We start from the raw sequence: 18,802 nt of genomic DNA, 5'->3' as shown, positions 1-18,802 counted from the left end.
TCGAGATGTGTAATTTGTCTACGGGGTTAAGATTAACCACCGGTTCTTAACTCAACCTGAAAACAGCTGGCGCCATGATAGCGCAGCGCGTTAGCCGCCGGTTCCCTATAATGCCCCGCTTGTTAGCCGCGAGGTCGTGCATGAGCGCCATCCATATCAAGTTCCCTGCCCTGACCTTCAAAGCGGGCAAGCGTGCCTTGCAACAGATCCGCGAGCGGGGCCTGCGCGCCGCCGATGTGGGCGTGGTGCCTGGCGCTGCGGGCGGGCCAAAGCCGCTGGGGATCCAGGGGCTGGACCTGGCGTTGTTCGGTGAGTGGCTGCCTTCGGCGCCGCGCCAGCGGGCATTGATTGGCGCTTCGATCGGCTCCTGGCGCTTTGCAAGTGCCTGCCTCGATGACCCGGTTGCCGGCCTGCGCCGCCTGGGCGAGCTGTACACCGAGCAAGACTTCGCCAAGGGCGTGACGCCCGCCGAGATCAGCCGCAGTTGCCAGCGCATGCTCGATGACCTGTTGCAGGGCAACGATGGGCAGATCCTGGCCAATGCGCACTACCGGCTGAACATCATGGTGGTGAAAAGCCACGGCCTGCTGGCCGACGACCATCGCGCTCGGCTAGGGGTGGGCTTGTCTTCGGTGATTGCCAGCAACCTGCTTGGGCGCGCCCGCCTGGGCCGGCATTTCGAACGGATCATCCTGCATGACAGGCGTTCGCCACCGCCGCTGGATGAGCTGACCGACTTCCCCTCGCGCTACCTGCCGCTGGACCTGGCCAACCTGCGCCACGCCCTGCTCGCCTCGGGTTCGATCCCCATGGTCATGCAAGGGGTGCGTGATATTCCAGGCGCTGGCAGCGGCACCTACCGTGACGGCGGCTTGCTCGACTATCACCTGGACCTGCCCTACCGCGGCGATGACCTGGTGATCTACCCGCACTTCACCGACAAGGTGGTGCCTGGCTGGTTCGACAAGGCCCTGCCCTGGCGCAAGGGTGACGCCACGCGGCTGCAGAATGTGTTGCTGATGACCCCCTCGGCGCACTACCTGGCGGCCCTGCCCTACGGCAAGCTACCTGACCGCAACGACTTCAAGCGGTTCATGGGCGATGCGCCAAGCCGCAAGCGCTATTGGTACAAGGCGATTGCCGAGAGCCAGCGATTGGGCGATGAGTTCCTCGAGTTGATCGCCACCGGGCGGCTGCACGAACGGCTGCAACCGTTATAGCGGGCATGCTGGTAGAATCGCCGTCAGCATTTTTTACAAGAGTCTCTACAGCGTGGAAATCTTCAAGGAATTCACATTCGAATCGGCCCACCGCCTGCCCAACGTCGCGCCAGGCCACAAGTGCGGTCGTCTGCATGGCCACTCGTTCAAGGTCGCCCTGCACCTGACCGGCCCGCTTGACCCACACACGGGCTGGATCCGCGATTTCTCCGAGATCAAGGCGATCTTCAAGCCGATCTACGAGCAGCTGGACCACAACTACCTCAACGACATTCCTGGCCTGGAAAACCCGACCAGCGAAGTCATCGCCAAGTGGATCTGGGAACAGGTCAAGCCGCTGCTGCCTGAGCTGTCGAAAGTACGTATCCACGAAACCTGCACCAGCGGTTGCGAATACACCGGCGACTGAGTCAGGCCTGCCCGGCGCCCAATTCCAGGGCGTCGCGCAAAAAGCGCGGGGCGATGTAGCGCTCGTAGTGCGCCTCGGACAGCAAGAAGAATTCGCGGTCGATGGCATCGCGCAGCTGCGGCAGCTCCCAGTCGCGAAACTCCGGCATCAAGGCCATGCCGTAGGCTTCCAGGTCGCGAATCATCCGCGCGCCGCGGGCGATCAACTGATACGCCCAGCAGTATTCGGATTGATGGGCGACGAAGCGAATCGAACGCTGCTCCAATTGCTGGCGCAGGCAGTCTTTGTCGAACACCTCAAGCTTGGCCATCATCACCTGCACCAGCAATTGCTCCAGGCGCAGCCAGACCGCGCGCTTTTGCTCGTCGCTGTAGCCGTTCCAGTGGATCACCTCGTGGTGAAAACGCTTGCAGCCGCGGCACACCAAGTCGCCGTAGACGGTAGAGCACAAGCCCACGCAAGGGGTTTTGATGGATTGATTGGACATGAAAAAACAACGGCTTGGCGGTGGAACACGCCCCCATGTTAGCCCTTTGTCTAACCAGGGTCACCCGTTAAAGTCATAAGTGCCGCCTTACTTTCGTTCGCTTTTTGCCGTAGAATCACTCCGCCTTTTCAAGGCAACAATGTCCGTTGGAAGCTGTTTTCAAAGCGTCACGAGCACAGTTGATCCGGTAGAACGGCGTTGGCCCGGCTCATGCACCCTCGCATGGTCCGCGCCAACCCCTCATCAGCCTCCGTTCTACAGGCGTAAAACTTTGAAAGCAGCTTCTGTAAGGATTCTCTGCGACCCTGGCTGGGCGGCCCAAGAAGCCGTCATTGCGCATGGGTGCATGAGAATGCTGGATGAGCGTCCCGGACTCCCTTTAGGGACCACTGATGAGGGTAATTACTGTGCTTGAAGCCTACCGCAAACACATCGAAGAGCGTGCCGCTCTGGGTATCGTGCCCCAGCCGCTGAACGCCGAACAAACCGCAGGCCTGGTCGAGCTGCTGAAAAACCCGCCGGCCGGCGAAGAAGCCTTCCTCGTAGAACTGATCACCGACCGCGTACCGCCAGGCGTCGACGAAGCCGCCTACGTCAAAGCCGGTTTCCTCTCCGCCATCGCCAAGGGCGAAGCCAAGTCGCCGCTGATCGACCGCAAGCATGCCACCGAGCTGCTGGGCACCATGCAGGGCGGCTACAACATCGAAACGCTGGTCGCGCTGCTGGACGACGCCGAACTGGGCGCCGTCGCGGCCGAACAGCTCAAGCACACCCTGCTGATGTTCGATGCCTTCCATGACGTCGCCGAGAAAGCCAAGGCTGGCAATGTCCACGCCAAGGCCGTGCTCGAGTCGTGGGCTGCTGGCGAGTGGTTCACCAACCGTCCAGCGATCGCCGACAAATACACCCTGACCGTGTTCAAGGTGCCTGGCGAAACCAACACCGACGACCTTTCCCCTGCCCCGGACGCCTGGTCGCGCCCAGACATCCCGCTGCACGCCCTGGCCATGCTGAAGATGGCCCGTGACGGCATCGAGCCTGAGCAACCGGGTTCGGTTGGCCCGCTCAAGCAGATCGAAGCGATGCGCGCCAAAGGCTTCCCGGTCGCCTACGTCGGCGACGTGGTCGGTACTGGCTCGTCGCGTAAATCGGCGACTAACTCGGTGCTGTGGTTCTTCGGTGACGACATCCCTAACGTGCCGAACAAGCGCGCTGGCGGTTTCTGCTTCGGCACCAAGATCGCCCCGATCTTCTACAACACCATGGAAGACGCCGGCGCCCTGCCGATCGAATTCGACTGCAGCAACCTGGCCATGGGCGACGTCATCGACGTCTACCCGTACAAAGGTGAAGTGCGCCGTCACGAAAGCGACGAGCTGGTCACCACCTTCGCCCTGAAAACCGAAGTGCTGCTCGATGAAGTCCGCGCTGGCGGCCGTATCCCGCTGATCGTCGGCCGTGGCCTGACCGAAAAAGCCCGCGCCGAACTGGGTCTGGGTGCATCGGACTTGTTCAAGAAGCCCGAGCAGCCAGCCGACACCGGCAAAGGCTTCACCCTGGCACAGAAAATGGTCGGCCGCGCCTGCGGTCTGCCAGAAGGCCAAGGCGTACGTCCGGGCGCCTACTGCGAGCCGAAGATGACCACCGTCGGTTCTCAGGACACCACCGGTCCTATGACCCGTGATGAACTCAAAGACCTGGCGTGCCTGGGCTTCTCCGCTGACCTGGTGATGCAGTCGTTCTGCCACACCGCGGCTTATCCGAAGCCGATCGACGTCACCACCCACCACACCCTGCCAGACTTCATCCGCACCCGTGGCGGCGTGTCGCTGCGTCCAGGCGACGGCATCATCCACAGCTGGCTGAACCGCATGCTGCTGCCTGACACCGTCGGCACCGGCGGCGACTCGCACACCCGCTTCCCAATCGGCATCTCGTTCCCGGCCGGTTCCGGCCTGGTGGCGTTCGCCGCAGCCACTGGCGTCATGCCACTGGATATGCCTGAGTCGGTCCTGGTGCGTTTCAAGGGCAAACTGCAACCGGGCATCACCCTGCGTGACCTGGTACATGCCATCCCTTACTACGCCATCCAGCAAGGCCTGCTGACCGTCGAGAAGAAAGGCAAGAAAAACGCCTTCTCCGGTCGCATCCTGGAAATCGAAGGCCTGGACGAGCTGACTGTCGAGCAAGCCTTCGAGCTGTCCGACGCCTCGGCCGAGCGTTCCGCTGCTGGCTGCACCATCAAGCTGCCGGAAAAAGCCGTTGCCGAGTACCTGCAGTCGAACATCACCCTGCTGCGCTGGATGATCAGCGAAGGCTACGGTGACGCGCGTACCATGGAGCGCCGTGCGCAAGCCATGGAAGCCTGGCTGGCCAACCCGCAACTGCTGTCGGCCGACGCCGATGCCGAGTACGCCGAGATCATCGAGATCGACCTGGCCGACGTCAAAGAGCCTGTGCTCTGCGCGCCGAACGACCCGGACGATGCACGCCTGCTGTCTTCGGTACAGGGCGAGAAAATCGACGAAGTGTTCATCGGTTCGTGCATGACCAACATCGGTCACTTCCGCGCTGCCGGTAAGCTGCTGGACAAGGTCAAGGGCGGTATTCCGACCCGTCTGTGGCTGGCTCCGCCAACCAAGATGGACGCCCACCAGCTGACCGAAGAAGGCTACTACGGCATCTATGGTAAGGCCGGTGCGCGCATGGAAATGCCAGGCTGCTCGCTGTGCATGGGTAACCAGGCACGTGTGCAGACCGGTTCTACCGTGGTCTCCACTTCGACCCGTAACTTCCCGAACCGTCTGGGCGACGCCACTAACGTCTACCTGGCCTCGGCCGAGCTGGCTGCAGTCGCTTCGATCATCGGCAAACTGCCGACTGTCGAAGAGTACATGCAGTACGCCAAGGACATCGACAGCATGGCTGCCGACGTCTACCGCTACCTGAGCTTCGACCAGATCGCCGAGTTCCGTGAAGCGGCCGAAAGCGCCAAGATCCCGGTTGTTCAGGCGTAACAGCAGCTACGAGCGTTAAGCTTCAAGCTGTAGAAGAAGCCCCGGCAAGAATGCCGGGGCTTTTTTTTGCGGTACCTGTACCGACCTCATCGCGGGGCAAGCCCGCTCCCACGCAGTTCGCTACATGGGCTCTGGATTGCGTGGGAGCGGGCTTGTCCTGCGATGAGGCTCGCATGGACACTACAAAATCATCAGATCACGAATAGATCGACAAACCGATGCACCGGCGTCGCCTCCAGCTGCGCCTGCGCCTTGCACAAGGCAAAGATCTGCGCACAACGCTGCCCGGCAAAGCGGGTGGCCAGGTTGGCCTTGAACTTCTCCTCAAGCAACGGGATACCCTCGGCCCGCCGCCGCCGATGACCGATCGGATACTCCACCGTCACCTGCTCGGTACTTGAGCCATCGTTGAAGAACACCTGCAGCGCATTGGCGATCGAGCGCTTGTCAGCCTCAAGATATTCATGGCTGAATCGCGGCTCCTCGACCACCTCCATCTTCTCGCGCAGGCGGTCGATGGTCGGGTGCGCGGCATGGAAGCTGTCTTCGTAGTGCTCAGCCACCAGGTTGCCAAAAATCAGCGGCACGGCGGTCATGTATTGCAGGCAATGGTCACGGTCAGCGGCATTGGCCAGCGGCCCCACCTTGGAAATGATGCGGATCGCTGATTCATGGGTCGTGATGACGATGCGTTCGATTTCATGCAGTCGGTTACGCACCTTTGGATGCAACACCAGCGCCGCCTCACAGGCGGTCTGGGCGTGAAACTCTGCCGGGAAGCTGATCTTGAACAGGACGTTTTCCATCACGTAGCTGCCAAACGCCTGAGGCAGTCGCAGCTGACGCTGGTCGACCGGCTTGAGCGCCAGATCCTTGTTGGTATGACTGAACAAGACGTCGTAGAAGCCCCACTGCTGTGCACTGAGCACACCCGGAATGCCCATCTCCCCGCGCAGGGCGATATCGGCCAGGCGCACACCACGGCTTGACGCATCGCCTGCCGCCCACGACTTGCGTGAACCGGCATTAGGCGCATGGCGGTAGGTGCGCAACGCCTGGCCATCGACGAAGGCATGCGACAGCGCCGACAACAGCTGCTCGCGGTTGGCCCCCATCAACTTGGCGCATACCGCCGTGGAAGCGACCTTGACCAGCAGCACATGGTCCAGGCCGACGCGGTTGAAGGAATTCTCCAGCGCCAGCACTCCCTGGATTTCGTGCGCCATGACCATGGCTTCGAGCACCTGGCGCATGTTCAACGGCTGCTCGCCCGCTGCCACGCGCTTTTGCGAGAGGTGATCGGCCACCGCCAGGATGCCACCGAGGTTATCGGACGGATGCCCCCACTCAGCCGCCAGCCACGTGTCGTTGTAGTCCAGCCAGCGGACGATGCAGCCGATGTCCCAGGCTGCCTTGACCGGGTCAAGCCGGTACGAGGTGCCGGGCACCCGCGCGCCGTTGGGCACGATCGTGCCCTCGACGAGCGGCCCCAAGTGCTTGCTGCACTCGGGGAAGCGCAACGCCAACAGGCCGCAGCCCAAGGTGTCCATCAGGCAGTTGCGCGCGGTATCCAGCGCCTCGGCCGAGCCAACTTGATAGTCGAGCACGTAGTCGGCGATGGTTTGCAGCACCCGGTCGTAGTCCGGGCGGTCGTTGAGGTCAACGTTGGCGCTCATCTCGGTTGCTTCCTGTTGCAGAGGGTTGAACAAAGAAGCCGAGCGCCGCTCACGTGTCAGGGGGTGCGCCTAGAAGGCATCACCAGGTACCCGTACCCAGCCCTCCATCAACACGCGAGCGCTTCGGCTCATGATTGCTTTGGTGACTGTCCACTGGCCATCCACCTGACGCGCCTCGGCGCCGACCCGCAAAGTGCCCGAGGGATGGCCGAAACGTACCGCGCTACGCGGGTTGCCGCCCGCTGCCAGGTTGACCAGCGTGCCTGGAATGGCGGCGGCGGTACCGATCGCCACGGCGGCGGTGCCCATCATGGCGTGGTGCAACTTGCCCATCGACAGCGCACGAACCAACAGGTCGATGTCACTTGGCGCAACCGCCTTGCCACTGGATGAGGTATAGGCCACTGGCGGCGCGACGAAGGCGATCTTGGGAGTGTGCTGACGCGTGGCCGCCTGATCGAGGTGCTCGATCAAGCCCATGCGCAGCGCACCATAGGCGCGGATGGTTTCAAAACGTGCCAGCGCCGCCGGATCGCCGTTGATCGCGTCTTGCAGTTCGCGCCCGCTGTAGCCGATGTCGGCGGCATTGACGAAGATGGTCGGGATACCCGCGTTGATCAGGGTCGCCTTGAAGGTGCCGATACCTGGCACTTCGAGATCGTCGACCAGGTTGCCGGTGGGGAACATCGCCCCGCCGTCGCCGTCTTCGTCGGCGGCCGGGTCGAGGAATTCCAGCTGCACTTCGGCAGCGGGGAAGGTCACGCCGTCCAGTTCGAAATCACCGGTTTCCTGCACTTCGCCTTCGCTGATTGGCACATGGGCGATGATGCTCTTGCCGATGTTGGCCTGCCAGATGCGCACGGTGGCGATGCCGTTATGCGGGATGCGCGCGGGGTCGACCAGGCCGCTGCTGATGGCGAACGAGCCGACCGCTGCCGAGAGGTTGCCGCAGTTGCCGCTCCAATCGACGAAGGCCTTGTCGATCGAGACCTGGCCGAACAGGTAGTCGACGTCGTGCTCAGCGTTGCTGCTGGCCGAGAGGATCACGCACTTGCTGGTGCTGGAGGTGGCGCCGCCCATGCCGTCGATCTGCTTGCCGTAAGGATCGGGGCTGCCGATCACCCGCAACAACAGGGCATCGCGGGCCGGGCCTGGTTGCTGGGCGCGCTCGGGGAGGTCTTGCAGGCGGAAGAACACGCCTTTGCTGGTGCCGCCACGGATGTAGGTGGCGGGGATCTTGATCTGCGGTGCGTATGCCATGGTTCGGTCCTGATCATTCAGTTGTACGGCTGGGGCCGCTACGCGCCCCTTCGCGGGCAAGCCCGCTCCCACAGGTCCGGCAGGAGCGGGCTTGCCCGCGAAGCGGGCGTAGCGGCCCCCCTTTACGCGGTGCCTTCCAGGAAGTCCTGGGCAAAGCGCTGCAGCACCCCACCCGCCTCGTAGATCGACACTTCTTCAGCGGTATCCAACCGGCACGTCACCGGCACCTCGAGCCGCTCGCCATTACGGCGGGTGACCACCAAGGTCAAGGTCGCCCGCGGCGTACGCTCGCCCAACACGTCGTAGCGCTCGCTGCCATCAAGCTGCAAGGTCTTGCGGTCGGTACCCGGCTTGAACTCCAGCGGCAATACGCCCATGCCCACCAGGTTGGTGCGGTGAATGCGCTCGAAGCCTTCGGCGACAATCGCTTCAACCCCTGCCAGACGCACACCCTTGGCCGCCCAATCGCGCGACGAGCCTTGGCCGTAGTCGGCACCGGCAACGATGATCAGCGGTTGTTTACGCTGCATGTAGGTCTCGATCGCCTCCCACATACGGGTCACCTTGCCTTCTGGCTCGATCCGCGCCAGCGAACCTTGCTGCACGCTGCCGTCTTCCTTGCGCACCATCTCGTTGAACAGCTTGGGGTTGGCGAAGGTGGCGCGCTGGGCCGTCAGGTGATCGCCGCGGTGGGTGGCATAGGAGTTGAAGTCCTCCTCAGGCAGCCCCATCTTCGCCAGGTACTCACCCGCCGCGCTGTCGAGCATGATCGCATTGGACGGCGACAGGTGGTCTGTAGTGATGTTGTCCGGCAATACCGCCAGCGGGCGCATGCCGCGCAGGGTACGCTCGCCAGCGAGGGCGCCCTCCCAATACGGCGGGCGACGGATATAGGTGCTCATCTCGCGCCACTCATACAGCGGCGCGACTTTCGGCCCCTTGTCCTCTTCAATGGCGAACATCGGGATATACACCTTGCGAAACTGCTCCGGCTTGACCGCAGCACGCACCACCGCATCGATCTCTTCGTCGCTCGGCCAGATGTCCTTGAGGCGAATCTGTTTGCCGTCGACCACGCCCAGCACATCCTTCTCGATGTCGAAGCGGATGGTGCCGGCGATGGCATAGGCCACTACCAGGGGTGGCGAGGCGAGAAACGCCTGCTTGGCGTACGGGTGAATCCGCCCGTCGAAGTTGCGGTTGCCCGACAGCACCGCGGTGGCGTACAGGTCGCGGTCGATGATTTCTTGCTGGATCTTGGGGTCCAGCGCGCCAGACATGCCGTTGCAGGTGGTGCACGCGAAGGCGACGATGCCAAAGCCCAGTTGCTCCAGCTCCTGCTCCAGGCCGGCTTCTTCCAAGTACAACTTGACCGCCTTGGAGCCTGGCGCCAGCGAGGACTTCACCCACGGTTTGCGGGTCAGGCCGAGCTTGTTGGCATTGCGCGCCAGCAGGCCTGCAGCAATCACGTTGCGCGGGTTACTGGTGTTGGTGCAACTGGTGATGGCGGCGATGATCACCGCGCCATCAGGCATCTGCCCCGGCAGCTCTTGCCAGGCGCCAGCGATGCCCTTGGCCGCCAGCTCGCTGGTCGCGACACGGGCATGCGGGTTGGATGGGCCGGCCATGTTGCGCACCACACTCGACAGGTCGAAGCTGAGCACCCGCTCGTATTCGGCGTTAACCAGGCTGTCGGCCCACAGGCCTGCAACCTTGGCGTAGGTTTCGACCAGCTGGACCTGCTGCTCATCACGGCCGGTCAGGCGCAGGTAGTCGAGGGTCTGCTGGTCGATGGCGAACATCGCCGCCGTGGCGCCGTACTCCGGCGCCATGTTGGAGATGGTGGCGCGATCGCCCAGGGTCAGGGCACGGGCGCCCTCACCATAGAATTCGAGGTAGGCGCCCACCACTTTTTGCTTGCGCAGGAACTCGGTCAGGGCCAATACCAGGTCGGTGGCGGTGATGTTCGGCTGCAGCTTGCCGGTCAGCTCGACGCCGACGATTTCCGGCAGGCGCATCCACGAGGCGCGACCGAGCATGACGTTCTCGGCTTCCAGGCCACCGACACCAATGGCGATCACGCCCAAGGCATCGACGTGCGGGGTGTGGCTGTCGGTGCCGACGCAGGTGTCTGGGTAGGCCACGCCGCGATCACTGTGGATCACCGGCGACATCTTCTCCAGGTTGATCTGGTGCATGATGCCGTTGCCCGGTTGGATCACGTCGACGTTCTTGAAGGCCTTTTTGGTCCAGTTGATGAAGTGGAAACGGTCTTCGTTGCGACGGTCTTCAATGGCCCGGTTCTTGTCGAACGCCTGCGGGTCGAAACCGCCGCATTCGACCGCCAGCGAGTGGTCGACGATCAGTTGCACCGGCACTACCGGGTTGACCTGGGCTGGGTCGCCGCCTTTGTCGGCGATGGCATCGCGCAGACCAGCCAGGTCGACCAGCGCGGTCTGGCCGAGGATGTCGTGGCACACCACACGCGCCGGGAACCACGGGAAGTCGAGGTCGCGCTTGCGCTCGATCAGCTGGCTGAGCGAGGCATCGAGGGTGGCCGGATCGCAGCGGCGCACCAGGTTCTCGGCGAGCACGCGGGAGGTGTACGGCAGGCCGTCGTAGGCGCCGGGCTTGAGGGCCTCGACAGCTGCGCGGGCGTCGAAGTAGTCCAGGGGGGTGCCTGGCAGGGCTTTGCGGTATGCAGTGTTCATCATTCAGGCTCGGTCACAGGATTCGGAAAGCTCCACCGTCACTGTGGGAGCGGGCTTGCCCGCGAATACGTCAGCAGGTGCACATCAGTTGCCCAGTCGGACGCATTCGCGGGCAAGCCCGCTCCCACAGGGGAAACGGGTTGCCTCTCTATTTCTATTCAGCGCTGTGCGATGGGCACGAACTGGCGCTGTTCAACGCCGACGTACTCGGCGCTCGGACGGATGATGCGGTTGTTGGCACGCTGCTCGAAGACATGCGCCGCCCAGCCGGTCAGGCGCGAGCAGACGAAGATCGGGGTGAACAGCTTGGTCGGGATACCCATGAAGTGATACGCCGAGGCATGGTAGAAGTCGGCGTTGGGGAACAGGCGTTTTTGCTCCCACATGGTCTTGTCGATCGCTTCGGAGACGGGGTACAGCACGCTGTCGCCAGCTTCATCGGCAAGCTGCTTGGCCCAGCCCTTGATCACCTCGTTGCGCGGGTCGGACTCTTTGTAGATCGCATGGCCAAAGCCCATGATCTTGTCTTTGCGCTCGAGCATCTTGAGCAACTCGGCAGTGGCCTGCTGCGGGCTCTGGAAGCGTTCGATCAACTCCATCGCCGCTTCGTTGGCGCCGCCGTGCAGCGGGCCGCGCAGCGAGCCGATGGCGGCGGTGACGCAGGAGTACAGGTCCGACAGGGTCGAGGCGCACACCCGGGCGGTGAAGGTCGAGGCGTTGAATTCGTGCTCGGCGTAGAGAATCAGCGACACGTTCATCACTTTGACATGCAGCGCGCTCGGCTTCTTGCCGTGCAGCAGGTGCAGGAAGTGCCCGCCCAGGGTGGCTTCATCGCTGGTGCAGTCGATGCGCACGCCGTGATGCGTGAAGCGGTACCAGTAGCACATGATCGCTGGGAATACCGCTAGCAGGCGGTCAGTCTTGTCGCGCTGGGTGTCGAAGGTCAGCTCAGGTTCCAGGGTGCCGAGTACCGAGCAGCCGGTGCGCATCACGTCCATTGGATGGGCAGTGGCGGGGATGCGCTCAAGCACTTCCTTGAGTGCCTGGGGCAGATCACGTTGCCCCTTGAGCTTGGTCTTGTATTCGTCCAGTTCGGCTTGGCTGGGCAGCTCGCCATACAGCAGCAGGTAGGCCACTTCCTCGAATTCGGCATCTTTGGCCAGGTCACGGACGTCATAACCGCGGTAGGTCAGGCCGGCACCGGCCTGGCCTACGGTCGACAGGGCGGTCTGGCCGGCCACCTGGCCACGCAGGCCTGCGCCGCTGAGTACTTTTGCTTCGGCCATGGTGTTTCTCCTTTATTGAACTTGTTATGGAATTTCTGGCTAATCAAGGGTGCCTGTGCTAGCCCATCAGAGCGTGGGAGCGGGCTTGCCCCGCGATAGCGCCGGCACAGGCGAATCATTGAGTTCGTTGCAACTCGGCTCAGCCCTTCTTCTGGGCAAACAACGCATCGAGGCGCTGCTCGAAGGCGTGGTAACCGATGGCATCGTAGAGCTCCATGCGAGTCTGCATGGTGTCGATGACGTTTTTCTGCGTGCCATCGCGGCGCAGCGCGGTGTAGACGTTTTCCGCCGCCTTGTTCATCGCGCGGAACGCCGACAGCGGGTACAGCACCAGCGAGACGTCGACCGAGGCCAACTCGTCGGTGCTGTACAGCGGGGTGGCGCCGAACTCGGTGATGTTGGCCAGGATCGGTGCTTTGACCCGATCGGCGAAGGTCTTGTACATCTGCAATTCAGTGATCGCCTCAGGGAAGATCATGTCGGCGCCGGCCTCGACACACGCCGCTGCGCGGTCCAGGGCAGCGTTCAGGCCTTCCACGGCCAAGGCATCGGTGCGCGCCATGATCACGAAGCTGTCATCCAGGCGAGCGTCTACCGCCGCCTTGATGCGATCGACCATTTCCTGCTGGGAGACGATTTCCTTGTTTGGCCGGTGGCCACAACGCTTGGCGCCAACCTGGTCTTCAATATGAATCGCCGCAGCGCCGAACTTGTTCATCGAGCGCACGGTCCGCGCCACGTTGAAGGCCGAGGCGCCAAAGCCGGTGTCGACATCGACCAGCAGCGGCACGTCGCACACATCGGTGATGCGCCGCACGTCGGTGAGCACGTCATCCAACCCGCTGATGCCCAGGTCCGGCAGGCCCAGGGAACCGGCAGCGACGCCACCACCAGAGAGGTAGATGGCCTTGAAGCCGGCGCGCTTGGCCAGCAAGGCGTGGTTGGCGTTGATCGCGCCAACCACCTGCAACGGATGTTCGGCAGCCACCGCGTCGCGGAAACGTTGGCCGGGCGTGCTCTTCACAGTCATGACTCACCTCGTGGGCTATTGTTGTCAGCGCCTTGATAGTGGCGCGCGATATTGCGTTTGGATGCGCCGATGTGGCGGCGCATCAGCAGTTCGGCCAGCTCGCCGTCTCGGTCGGCGATGGCATCGAGAATGCGGTGGTGCTCGGCGAATGCCTGGTGCGGGCGGTTCGGCGTGGCGGAAAACTGGATGCGGTACATGCGCACCAACTGATACAGCTCGCCGCAGAGCATCTTGACCAGGGTCTGGTTGCCGCTGCCCTGGATGATCCGGTAATGGAAGTCGAAGTCGCCTTCCTGCTGGTAATAGCCAACCCCGGCCTGGAACGCAGCATCGCGCTCATGGGTGTCGAGCACCCGGCGCAACTCATCGATCTCGGCTACGCTCATACGCTCGGCAGCCAGGCGGCACGCCATGCCTTCGAGGGATTCGCGGATTTCGTACAACTCGATCAGCTCGGCGTGGCTAAGCGACACCACCCGCGCGCCGACGTGCGGCACTCGCACCAGCAGGCGCTGGCCTTCCAGGCGGTGGATGGCTTCGCGCAGTGGGCCGCGGCTGATGCCGTAGGTGCGCGCCAGCTCAGGCTCGGAGATCTTGCTGCCTGGGGCGATGTCGCCTTTGACGATGGCCGCCTGGATGCGCCGGAAAACGTTCTCGGAAAGGGTTTCCGTTTCTTCTGCCAGCGTGGCGGGCGCCTGAGTTACGTCCAGCATATTGTCGACACCTTGGGTTTATCTATGGCTAAAACTAGCGAAACAGAACGTCGCAGTCAAAGACAAAATCAACATTGTCGACAATCGTCTAAGAACGAACTTACCCAGCTGATTCGCTGTCAGATCGCGGCGCGCTGGCGTCAAGACGTCGGCGTGATAGAATGCCGCGCTTCCCGAGGGAGAATGAGTAGTCTGTCTGTACGGCAATTCATATTGTTGACAGATTAACGAGGATGCTTGGCCAGTCGCCTTGCCCTGAACCCAGCACAGCACCGCGCCAGGATTTATGAGACTTACACCCGTTTTAATGTTGCTCTGCCTTGCCCTGCTGCCGGCCCTTGGCCAAGCGGCTCAAAAGTCCGTGTACGGGCTCAACGAATATGCGCGCTTGAACGACCTGGACCTTGAGGTCGCGGCCAAGCTCGATACCGGTGCCAAGACCGCCTCGCTCAGCGCCCGCGACATCAAGCGCTTCAAGCGCAACGGCGAGAGCTGGGTACGTTTCTACCTGGCCATCGACGCCGCGCATTCGCACCCGATCGAACGGCCATTGGCCCGGGTCAGCAAGATCAAGCGCCGCGCTGGCGACTATGACGCTGAAGAAGGCAAGGCCTACACCGCCCGCCCGGTGATCGAACTGAACATTTGCATGGGCCAGACCCTGCGCACCATCGAAGTCAACCTCACCGACCGCAGCGCCTTCCAGTTCCCGCTGCTGATCGGCTCGGAGGCCTTGAAAGACTTCGATGCGCTGGTCGACCCAAGCCTCAAATACGCGGCCGGCAAACCTGCCTGTGCCACCGACGCTCCTAAAGCAGAGTAATCCCGATGCGCTCTCTTACCCTTCACCTGAAAGTCCTCATCACCGTGCTGGTGCTGCTGGGCGTGGCGGTTACGGCCTATCAGATCTTCTTCCTCGGCATCCCGGTGACCGAGGATGAGACCGACGACTTGTGGAACATCGACGCCAAGGTCGAGTTCGTCGCCAGTGCCAAGGATCCGGTCAAGGTACAGATGTTCGTGCCGCCCTTGAGCCGTGACTACGTCAGCCTCAACGAGAGCTTCATCTCCAACAACTATGGGGTGAGCGTCAACCGCGCCGACGGCAACCGCAAGGTAACCTGGTCGGCCCGCCGCGCCAGCGGCAACCAGACGCTTTATTACCGCCTGGTGCTGACCAAGCGCTACAGCAACGAAAAAACCACCATCAAAGGCCCGACTTTCCGCGACAGCCTGGCCGTGGAAGGCCCCGAGAAGATTGCCGCCGAAGCCCTGATGGCGCCGATCCGCCAGCACTCGGCCGACGTCGAGACCTTTGTCAGCGAGACCATCAAGCGGGTCAACAACCTTAACGATGACAACGTCAAGCTGCTGCTGGCCGGTGATACTTCGGCGCTGAACAAGGCCAAGGTCATCGACCTGCTGCTGTCGATCGCCCACGTGCCGATGGAAAAAGTCCACACCATCCGCCTGGTCGCCGACACCCCGCAGACCCCGGAACTGTGGCTGCGCAGCTTCAACGGCAATGACTGGCTGTACTTCAACCCGGATACCGGCGAGCAGGGCCTGCCCAGCGATCGCCTGCTGTGGTGGACCGGTGATGACAACCTGATCACCGTCGATGGCGGCAAGAAAGCCAACGTCACCTTCAGCATGAACAACAGCGAGATGAACGCCATCCGCCTGGCCAAGCTGACCGACGAGAACACCGACGCCGATTTTCTCGAATACTCGCTGTACGGCCTGCCGCTGCAAACCCAGCAGACCTTCATGATCATGGTGATGATCCCGATCGGCGTGCTGGTGATCCTGGTGCTGCGCAACCTGATCGGCATCCAGACCCTGGGGACCTTCACCCCGGTGCTGATCGCCCTGGCCTTCCGCGAGACCCAGCTGGGCTTTGGCATCATGCTGTTTACCGTGATCACCGCGCTGGGCCTGTCGCTACGCTCCTACCTTGAGCACCTGAAGCTGCAGATGCTGCCGCGCCTGTCGGTGGTGTTGACCTTCGTCGTGGTGCTGATCGCCGCGATCAGCCTGTTCAGCCACAAGCTGGGCCTGGAGCGCGGCCTGTCGGTTGCGCTGTTCCCGATGGTGATTCTGACCATGACCATCGAACGCCTGTCGATCACCTGGGAAGAACGCGGTGGTGGCCATGCCATGAAAGTGGCGATCGGCACCCTGTTCGCAGCCTCCCTGGCGCACCTGCTGATGATGGTGCCGGAGCTGGTGTACTTCGTCTTCACCTTCCCGGCGGTACTGCTGATCCTGGTGGGCTTCATGCTGGCGATGGGTCGCTACCGCGGCTACCGCCTGACCGAGCTCGTTCGCTTCAAGGCTTTCGTAAAAAAGGCTGACGCCTGATGTTCGGACTGATCAAGACGTGGAAAGCCCTGGAGGCCCGGGGCATCATGGGTATCAACCGGCGCAACGCGGACTACGTCCTGAAGTACAACAAGCGCCATTTGTACCCGATCGTCGACGACAAGATCATCACCAAGGAGCGTGCGATCAAGGCCGGCATCCATGTGCCGGAGATGTACGGCATCATCGAGACCGAAAAGCAGATCGACAAGCTGCACGAGATCATCGGCGGGCGTAGCGATTTCGTCATCAAGCCGGCGCAAGGCGCTGGCGGTGACGGCATCCTGGTGATCGCCGACCGTTTCGAGGATCGCTACCGGACGGTGTCGGGCAAGATCATCAGCCACGAGGAGATCGAGCACCAGGTCTCGAGCATCCTCACTGGCCTGTACTCGTTGGGCGGCCACCGGGACCGGGCGCTGATCGAATACCGGGTGACCCCGGACCAGATCTTCAAGAGCATCAGCTACGAAGGCGTGCCGGATATCCGCATCATCGTGCTGATGGGCTATCCGGTCATGGCCATGCTGCGCCTGCCGACCCGCCAGTCGGGCGGCAAGGCCAACCTGCACCAGGGCGCCATTGGTGTCGGTGTCGACCTGGCGACGGGCGTGACCCTGCGCGGCACCTGGCTGAACAACATCATCAGCAAGCACCCGGACACCACCAACGCGGTGGACGGCGTGCAGCTGCCGAACTGGGACGGCTTCATGAAGCTGGCCGCTGGTTGCTATGAATTGTGCGGCCTGGGCTATATCGGTGTAGACATGGTGCTGGACCAGGACAAAGGGCCGTTGATCCTTGAACTGAATGCGCGTCCGGGCCTGAACATTCAGATTGCCAACGATTGCGGCTTGACCCAGCGCACCCACGCCATCGAGGCGCATCTGGAAGCGCTGGCCAAAGATGGCATTAGCGAAGACGCCGACCAGCGTGTACGCGTGGCCCAAGGGCTGTTTGGGCACGTACCTTCACGCTAATGGCTTAGCCCGTTGGAGCCCGCTCCCACAGGAACCGCGCATATTTTCAGATCAGCGCTATCCCTGTGGGAGCGGGCTCGCCCGCGAAGGGCCGCGAAGCGGACCCAAACACAAGCTTGAATGTCGCGCCCAGTGCTAGGCCCTTTTCCTACAGACCATTACAATCCCCTCCTCGCCTCCATCGCCGCCCATTCGCATGCCGACCTGTACGCTCCACCCCCTGCCCTACCAGCCCGACCCTGCCACCTATTTCGCCCGACTGCGCCAGGCGCCCGGTGCGATCCTGCTCGACAGCGCCCGCCCTGGAGCCGAGCGTGGCCGCTTCGACCTGCTCAGCGCCTGGCCGGTGGCCCATTTGCAGGCAGAGCCTGACGAAGATGGCCGGGCTTACTTGCAGCGCCTGCGCGATGGCTTGACCCAGCTGGGGCACGCCGATCTACCCGATAACCTTGAGCTGCCCTTTGCCGGTGGCCTGATCGGCTACCTGAGCTACGACTTCGGTCGGCGCCTGGAACAGCTGCCCAGCATGGCCGCGGACGATCTGGGCCTGGCGGATGCGCAGCTGGGCCTGTATGCCTGGGCACTGGTCAGCGACCACCTGCTGGGCACCACGCAACTGGTATTTCACCCCAGTTTGCCAGCGAGCGAGCAGCTGCGGCTGATCAGCCTGTTCGATGCGCCGGCCGTTGATCAATGCGGTGACTTCCAGCTGCTTGCGCCCATGCGCGGCGACCTTGAACCCGCCCAATATCGCCAGGCTTTCGATCAGGTCCAGCACTACATCCAGGCCGGCGACTGCTACCAGATCAACCTCACCCAGCGTTTCCGCGCACCGTGCCAGGGCGATCCGTGGCGCGCCTATCAGGCCCTGCGCAAGGCGTGCCCGACGCCGTTCTCCGGCTACCAGCAGTTGGCCGACGGCAGCGCGCTGCTGAGCTTTTCCCCTGAGCGCTTTGTTCGCGTTAGCCAGGGCCAGGTAGAAACCCGACCGATCAAAGGCACCCGGCCGCGCTCCAGCGACCCGCAGCAAGATGCGCGCAACGCTGCCGAACTGCGCGCCAGCGCCAAGGACCGCTCGGAAAACCTGATGATCGTCGACCTGCTGCGCAACGATCTGGGGCGCACCTGCGAGATCGGCACAGTCAAGGTTCCCGAGCTATTCAGCCTGGAGAGCTACCCCAATGTCCATCACCTGGTCAGCAGCATCACCGGGCGCCTGGCCAGCGGCAAAGACGCCCTGGACCTGATCGGCGACAGTTTCCCCGGTGGTTCGATCACCGGCGCACCGAAGATCCGTGCCATGCAGATCATCGACGAGCTGGAGCCGACGCGCCGGGCGTTGTACTGCGGCTCGCTGTTGTACATCGATGTGCGCGGCGAAATGGACAGCTCCATCGCCATTCGCAGCCTGCTGATCAAGGACGGTCAGGCCTGCTGCTGGGGCGGTGGCGCAGTGGTGGCGGATTCGCAGTGGGAGGCGGAGTATGAAGAGTCGATCGCCAAGGTGCGGGTCTTGATGCAGACGCTGCAAAGCCTCTGATCCGTGTCGCCCTTTTCGCGGGCAAGCCCGCTCCCACAGGAACCGCGCATATTTTCAGATCAGCGCTATCCCTGTGGGAGCGGGCTTGCCCGCGAAAAGGACAACACCG

Annotated in this window: 14 protein-coding genes; 7 read left to right on the top strand and 7 right to left on the bottom strand. The window is 62.7% G+C overall.

Annotated features, from left to right (window positions below):
- Positions 1–140: 140 nt before the first annotated feature.
- Complete coding sequence (locus OIU19_RS02340) at positions 141–1,220, top strand: patatin-like phospholipase family protein (RefSeq protein WP_264233089.1); 1,080 nt, start codon at positions 141–143, stop codon at positions 1,218–1,220.
- 52 nt (positions 1,221–1,272) lie between these two features.
- Entirely contained in the window at positions 1,273–1,629 is a 357-nt protein-coding gene (queD, locus tag OIU19_RS02335) for a 6-carboxytetrahydropterin synthase QueD (protein WP_186554973.1), read from the top strand.
- Between the two features lies 1 nt (position 1,630).
- Here the strand turns inward: queD and OIU19_RS02330 are convergent, their stop codons facing one another.
- Complete coding sequence (locus OIU19_RS02330) at positions 1,631–2,116, bottom strand: DUF1289 domain-containing protein (protein WP_186554974.1); 486 nt, start codon at positions 2,114–2,116, stop codon at positions 1,631–1,633.
- 407 nt (positions 2,117–2,523) lie between these two features.
- On the opposite strand from OIU19_RS02330, the gene acnB reads away from it, so the two are divergent.
- Entirely contained in the window at positions 2,524–5,133 is a 2,610-nt protein-coding gene (gene acnB / locus OIU19_RS02325; protein ID WP_264233112.1) for a bifunctional aconitate hydratase 2/2-methylisocitrate dehydratase, read from the top strand.
- 191 nt (positions 5,134–5,324) lie between these two features.
- Here the strand turns inward: acnB and prpD are convergent, their stop codons facing one another.
- The 6 genes from prpD to OIU19_RS02295 form a co-directional block, all read right to left on the bottom strand.
- A complete protein-coding gene (gene prpD, locus OIU19_RS02320) occupies positions 5,325–6,809 on the bottom strand; it encodes a 2-methylcitrate dehydratase (protein ID WP_264233088.1) in 1,485 nt (494 codons plus the stop codon).
- Between the two features lie 69 nt (positions 6,810–6,878).
- Positions 6,879–8,069 carry a 2-methylaconitate cis-trans isomerase PrpF gene (prpF, locus tag OIU19_RS02315; RefSeq protein ID WP_264233087.1) on the bottom strand — a complete coding sequence of 397 codons (1,191 nt, stop codon included), beginning with the start codon at positions 8,067–8,069 and terminating at the stop codon, positions 6,879–6,881.
- Positions 8,070–8,191: 122 nt separating this feature from the next.
- Positions 8,192–10,780 (bottom strand): Fe/S-dependent 2-methylisocitrate dehydratase AcnD, encoded by a 2,589-nt coding sequence (acnD, locus tag OIU19_RS02310; protein ID WP_264233086.1) that lies wholly within the window; start codon positions 10,778–10,780, stop codon positions 8,192–8,194.
- 158 nt (positions 10,781–10,938) lie between these two features.
- Positions 10,939–12,066 carry a 2-methylcitrate synthase gene (gene prpC, locus OIU19_RS02305; RefSeq protein ID WP_264233085.1) on the bottom strand — a complete coding sequence of 376 codons (1,128 nt, stop codon included), beginning with the start codon at positions 12,064–12,066 and terminating at the stop codon, positions 10,939–10,941.
- A 139-nt stretch (positions 12,067–12,205) separates the two neighbouring features.
- On the bottom strand, positions 12,206–13,096 hold the full coding sequence (prpB, locus tag OIU19_RS02300) for a methylisocitrate lyase (RefSeq protein WP_264233084.1): 891 nt from the start codon (positions 13,094–13,096) through the stop codon (positions 12,206–12,208).
- Positions 13,093–13,809 carry a GntR family transcriptional regulator gene (locus tag OIU19_RS02295; protein ID WP_186554979.1) on the bottom strand — a complete coding sequence of 239 codons (717 nt, stop codon included), beginning with the start codon at positions 13,807–13,809 and terminating at the stop codon, positions 13,093–13,095. The genes prpB and OIU19_RS02295 overlap by 4 nt, the downstream gene beginning before the upstream one ends.
- Before the next feature lie 286 nt (positions 13,810–14,095).
- Here OIU19_RS02295 and OIU19_RS02290 point away from each other — a divergent pair, with 286 nt between their 5' ends.
- From OIU19_RS02290 to pabB, 4 genes are all read left to right on the top strand, one after another.
- Positions 14,096–14,632 (top strand): ATP-dependent zinc protease, encoded by a 537-nt coding sequence (locus OIU19_RS02290; RefSeq protein ID WP_186554980.1) that lies wholly within the window; start codon positions 14,096–14,098, stop codon positions 14,630–14,632.
- Between the two features lie 5 nt (positions 14,633–14,637).
- The gene (locus OIU19_RS02285) at positions 14,638–16,173 is read left to right on the top strand and encodes an inactive transglutaminase family protein (RefSeq protein ID WP_186554981.1); all 1,536 of its coding nucleotides are present in this window, start codon (positions 14,638–14,640) and stop codon (positions 16,171–16,173) included.
- Positions 16,173–17,153 (top strand): alpha-L-glutamate ligase-like protein, encoded by a 981-nt coding sequence (locus tag OIU19_RS02280; RefSeq protein WP_264233083.1) that lies wholly within the window; start codon positions 16,173–16,175, stop codon positions 17,151–17,153. Before OIU19_RS02285 ends, OIU19_RS02280 begins: the two co-directional genes overlap by 1 nt.
- A 196-nt stretch (positions 17,154–17,349) precedes the next feature.
- Positions 17,350–18,693, top strand: coding sequence for an aminodeoxychorismate synthase component I (gene pabB / locus OIU19_RS02275; protein WP_264233082.1), 1,344 nt, complete (start codon positions 17,350–17,352; stop codon positions 18,691–18,693).
- Positions 18,694–18,802: the final 109 nt, after the last annotated feature.

The sequence above is a fragment of the Pseudomonas sp. BT-42-2 genome (genome assembly GCF_025847435.2).
Lineage (GTDB): Bacteria > Pseudomonadota > Gammaproteobacteria > Pseudomonadales > Pseudomonadaceae > Aquipseudomonas > Aquipseudomonas urmiensis.
The sequence above is the reverse complement of the archived record's forward strand: the minus strand, read 5'-3'. Positions and strand labels throughout refer to the sequence as shown.

Coding starts and splice junctions, on each gene's coding strand:
- OIU19_RS02330 (WP_186554974.1), bottom strand. CDS start 2,116: ATGTCCAATCAATCCATCAAAACCCCTTGCGTGGGCTTGTGCTCTACC.
- prpB (WP_264233084.1), bottom strand. CDS start 13,096: ATGACTGTGAAGAGCACGCCCGGCCAACGTTTCCGCGACGCGGTGGCT.
- OIU19_RS02340 (WP_264233089.1), top strand. CDS start 141: ATGAGCGCCATCCATATCAAGTTCCCTGCCCTGACCTTCAAAGCGGGC.
- pabB (WP_264233082.1), top strand. CDS start 17,350: ATGCCGACCTGTACGCTCCACCCCCTGCCCTACCAGCCCGACCCTGCC.
- OIU19_RS02290 (WP_186554980.1), top strand. CDS start 14,096: ATGAGACTTACACCCGTTTTAATGTTGCTCTGCCTTGCCCTGCTGCCG.
- OIU19_RS02280 (WP_264233083.1), top strand. CDS start 16,173: ATGTTCGGACTGATCAAGACGTGGAAAGCCCTGGAGGCCCGGGGCATC.
- OIU19_RS02285 (WP_186554981.1), top strand. CDS start 14,638: ATGCGCTCTCTTACCCTTCACCTGAAAGTCCTCATCACCGTGCTGGTG.
- prpF (WP_264233087.1), bottom strand. CDS start 8,069: ATGGCATACGCACCGCAGATCAAGATCCCCGCCACCTACATCCGTGGC.
- OIU19_RS02295 (WP_186554979.1), bottom strand. CDS start 13,809: ATGCTGGACGTAACTCAGGCGCCCGCCACGCTGGCAGAAGAAACGGAA.
- acnD (WP_264233086.1), bottom strand. CDS start 10,780: ATGAACACTGCATACCGCAAAGCCCTGCCAGGCACCCCCCTGGACTAC.
- prpD (WP_264233088.1), bottom strand. CDS start 6,809: ATGAGCGCCAACGTTGACCTCAACGACCGCCCGGACTACGACCGGGTG.
- prpC (WP_264233085.1), bottom strand. CDS start 12,066: ATGGCCGAAGCAAAAGTACTCAGCGGCGCAGGCCTGCGTGGCCAGGTG.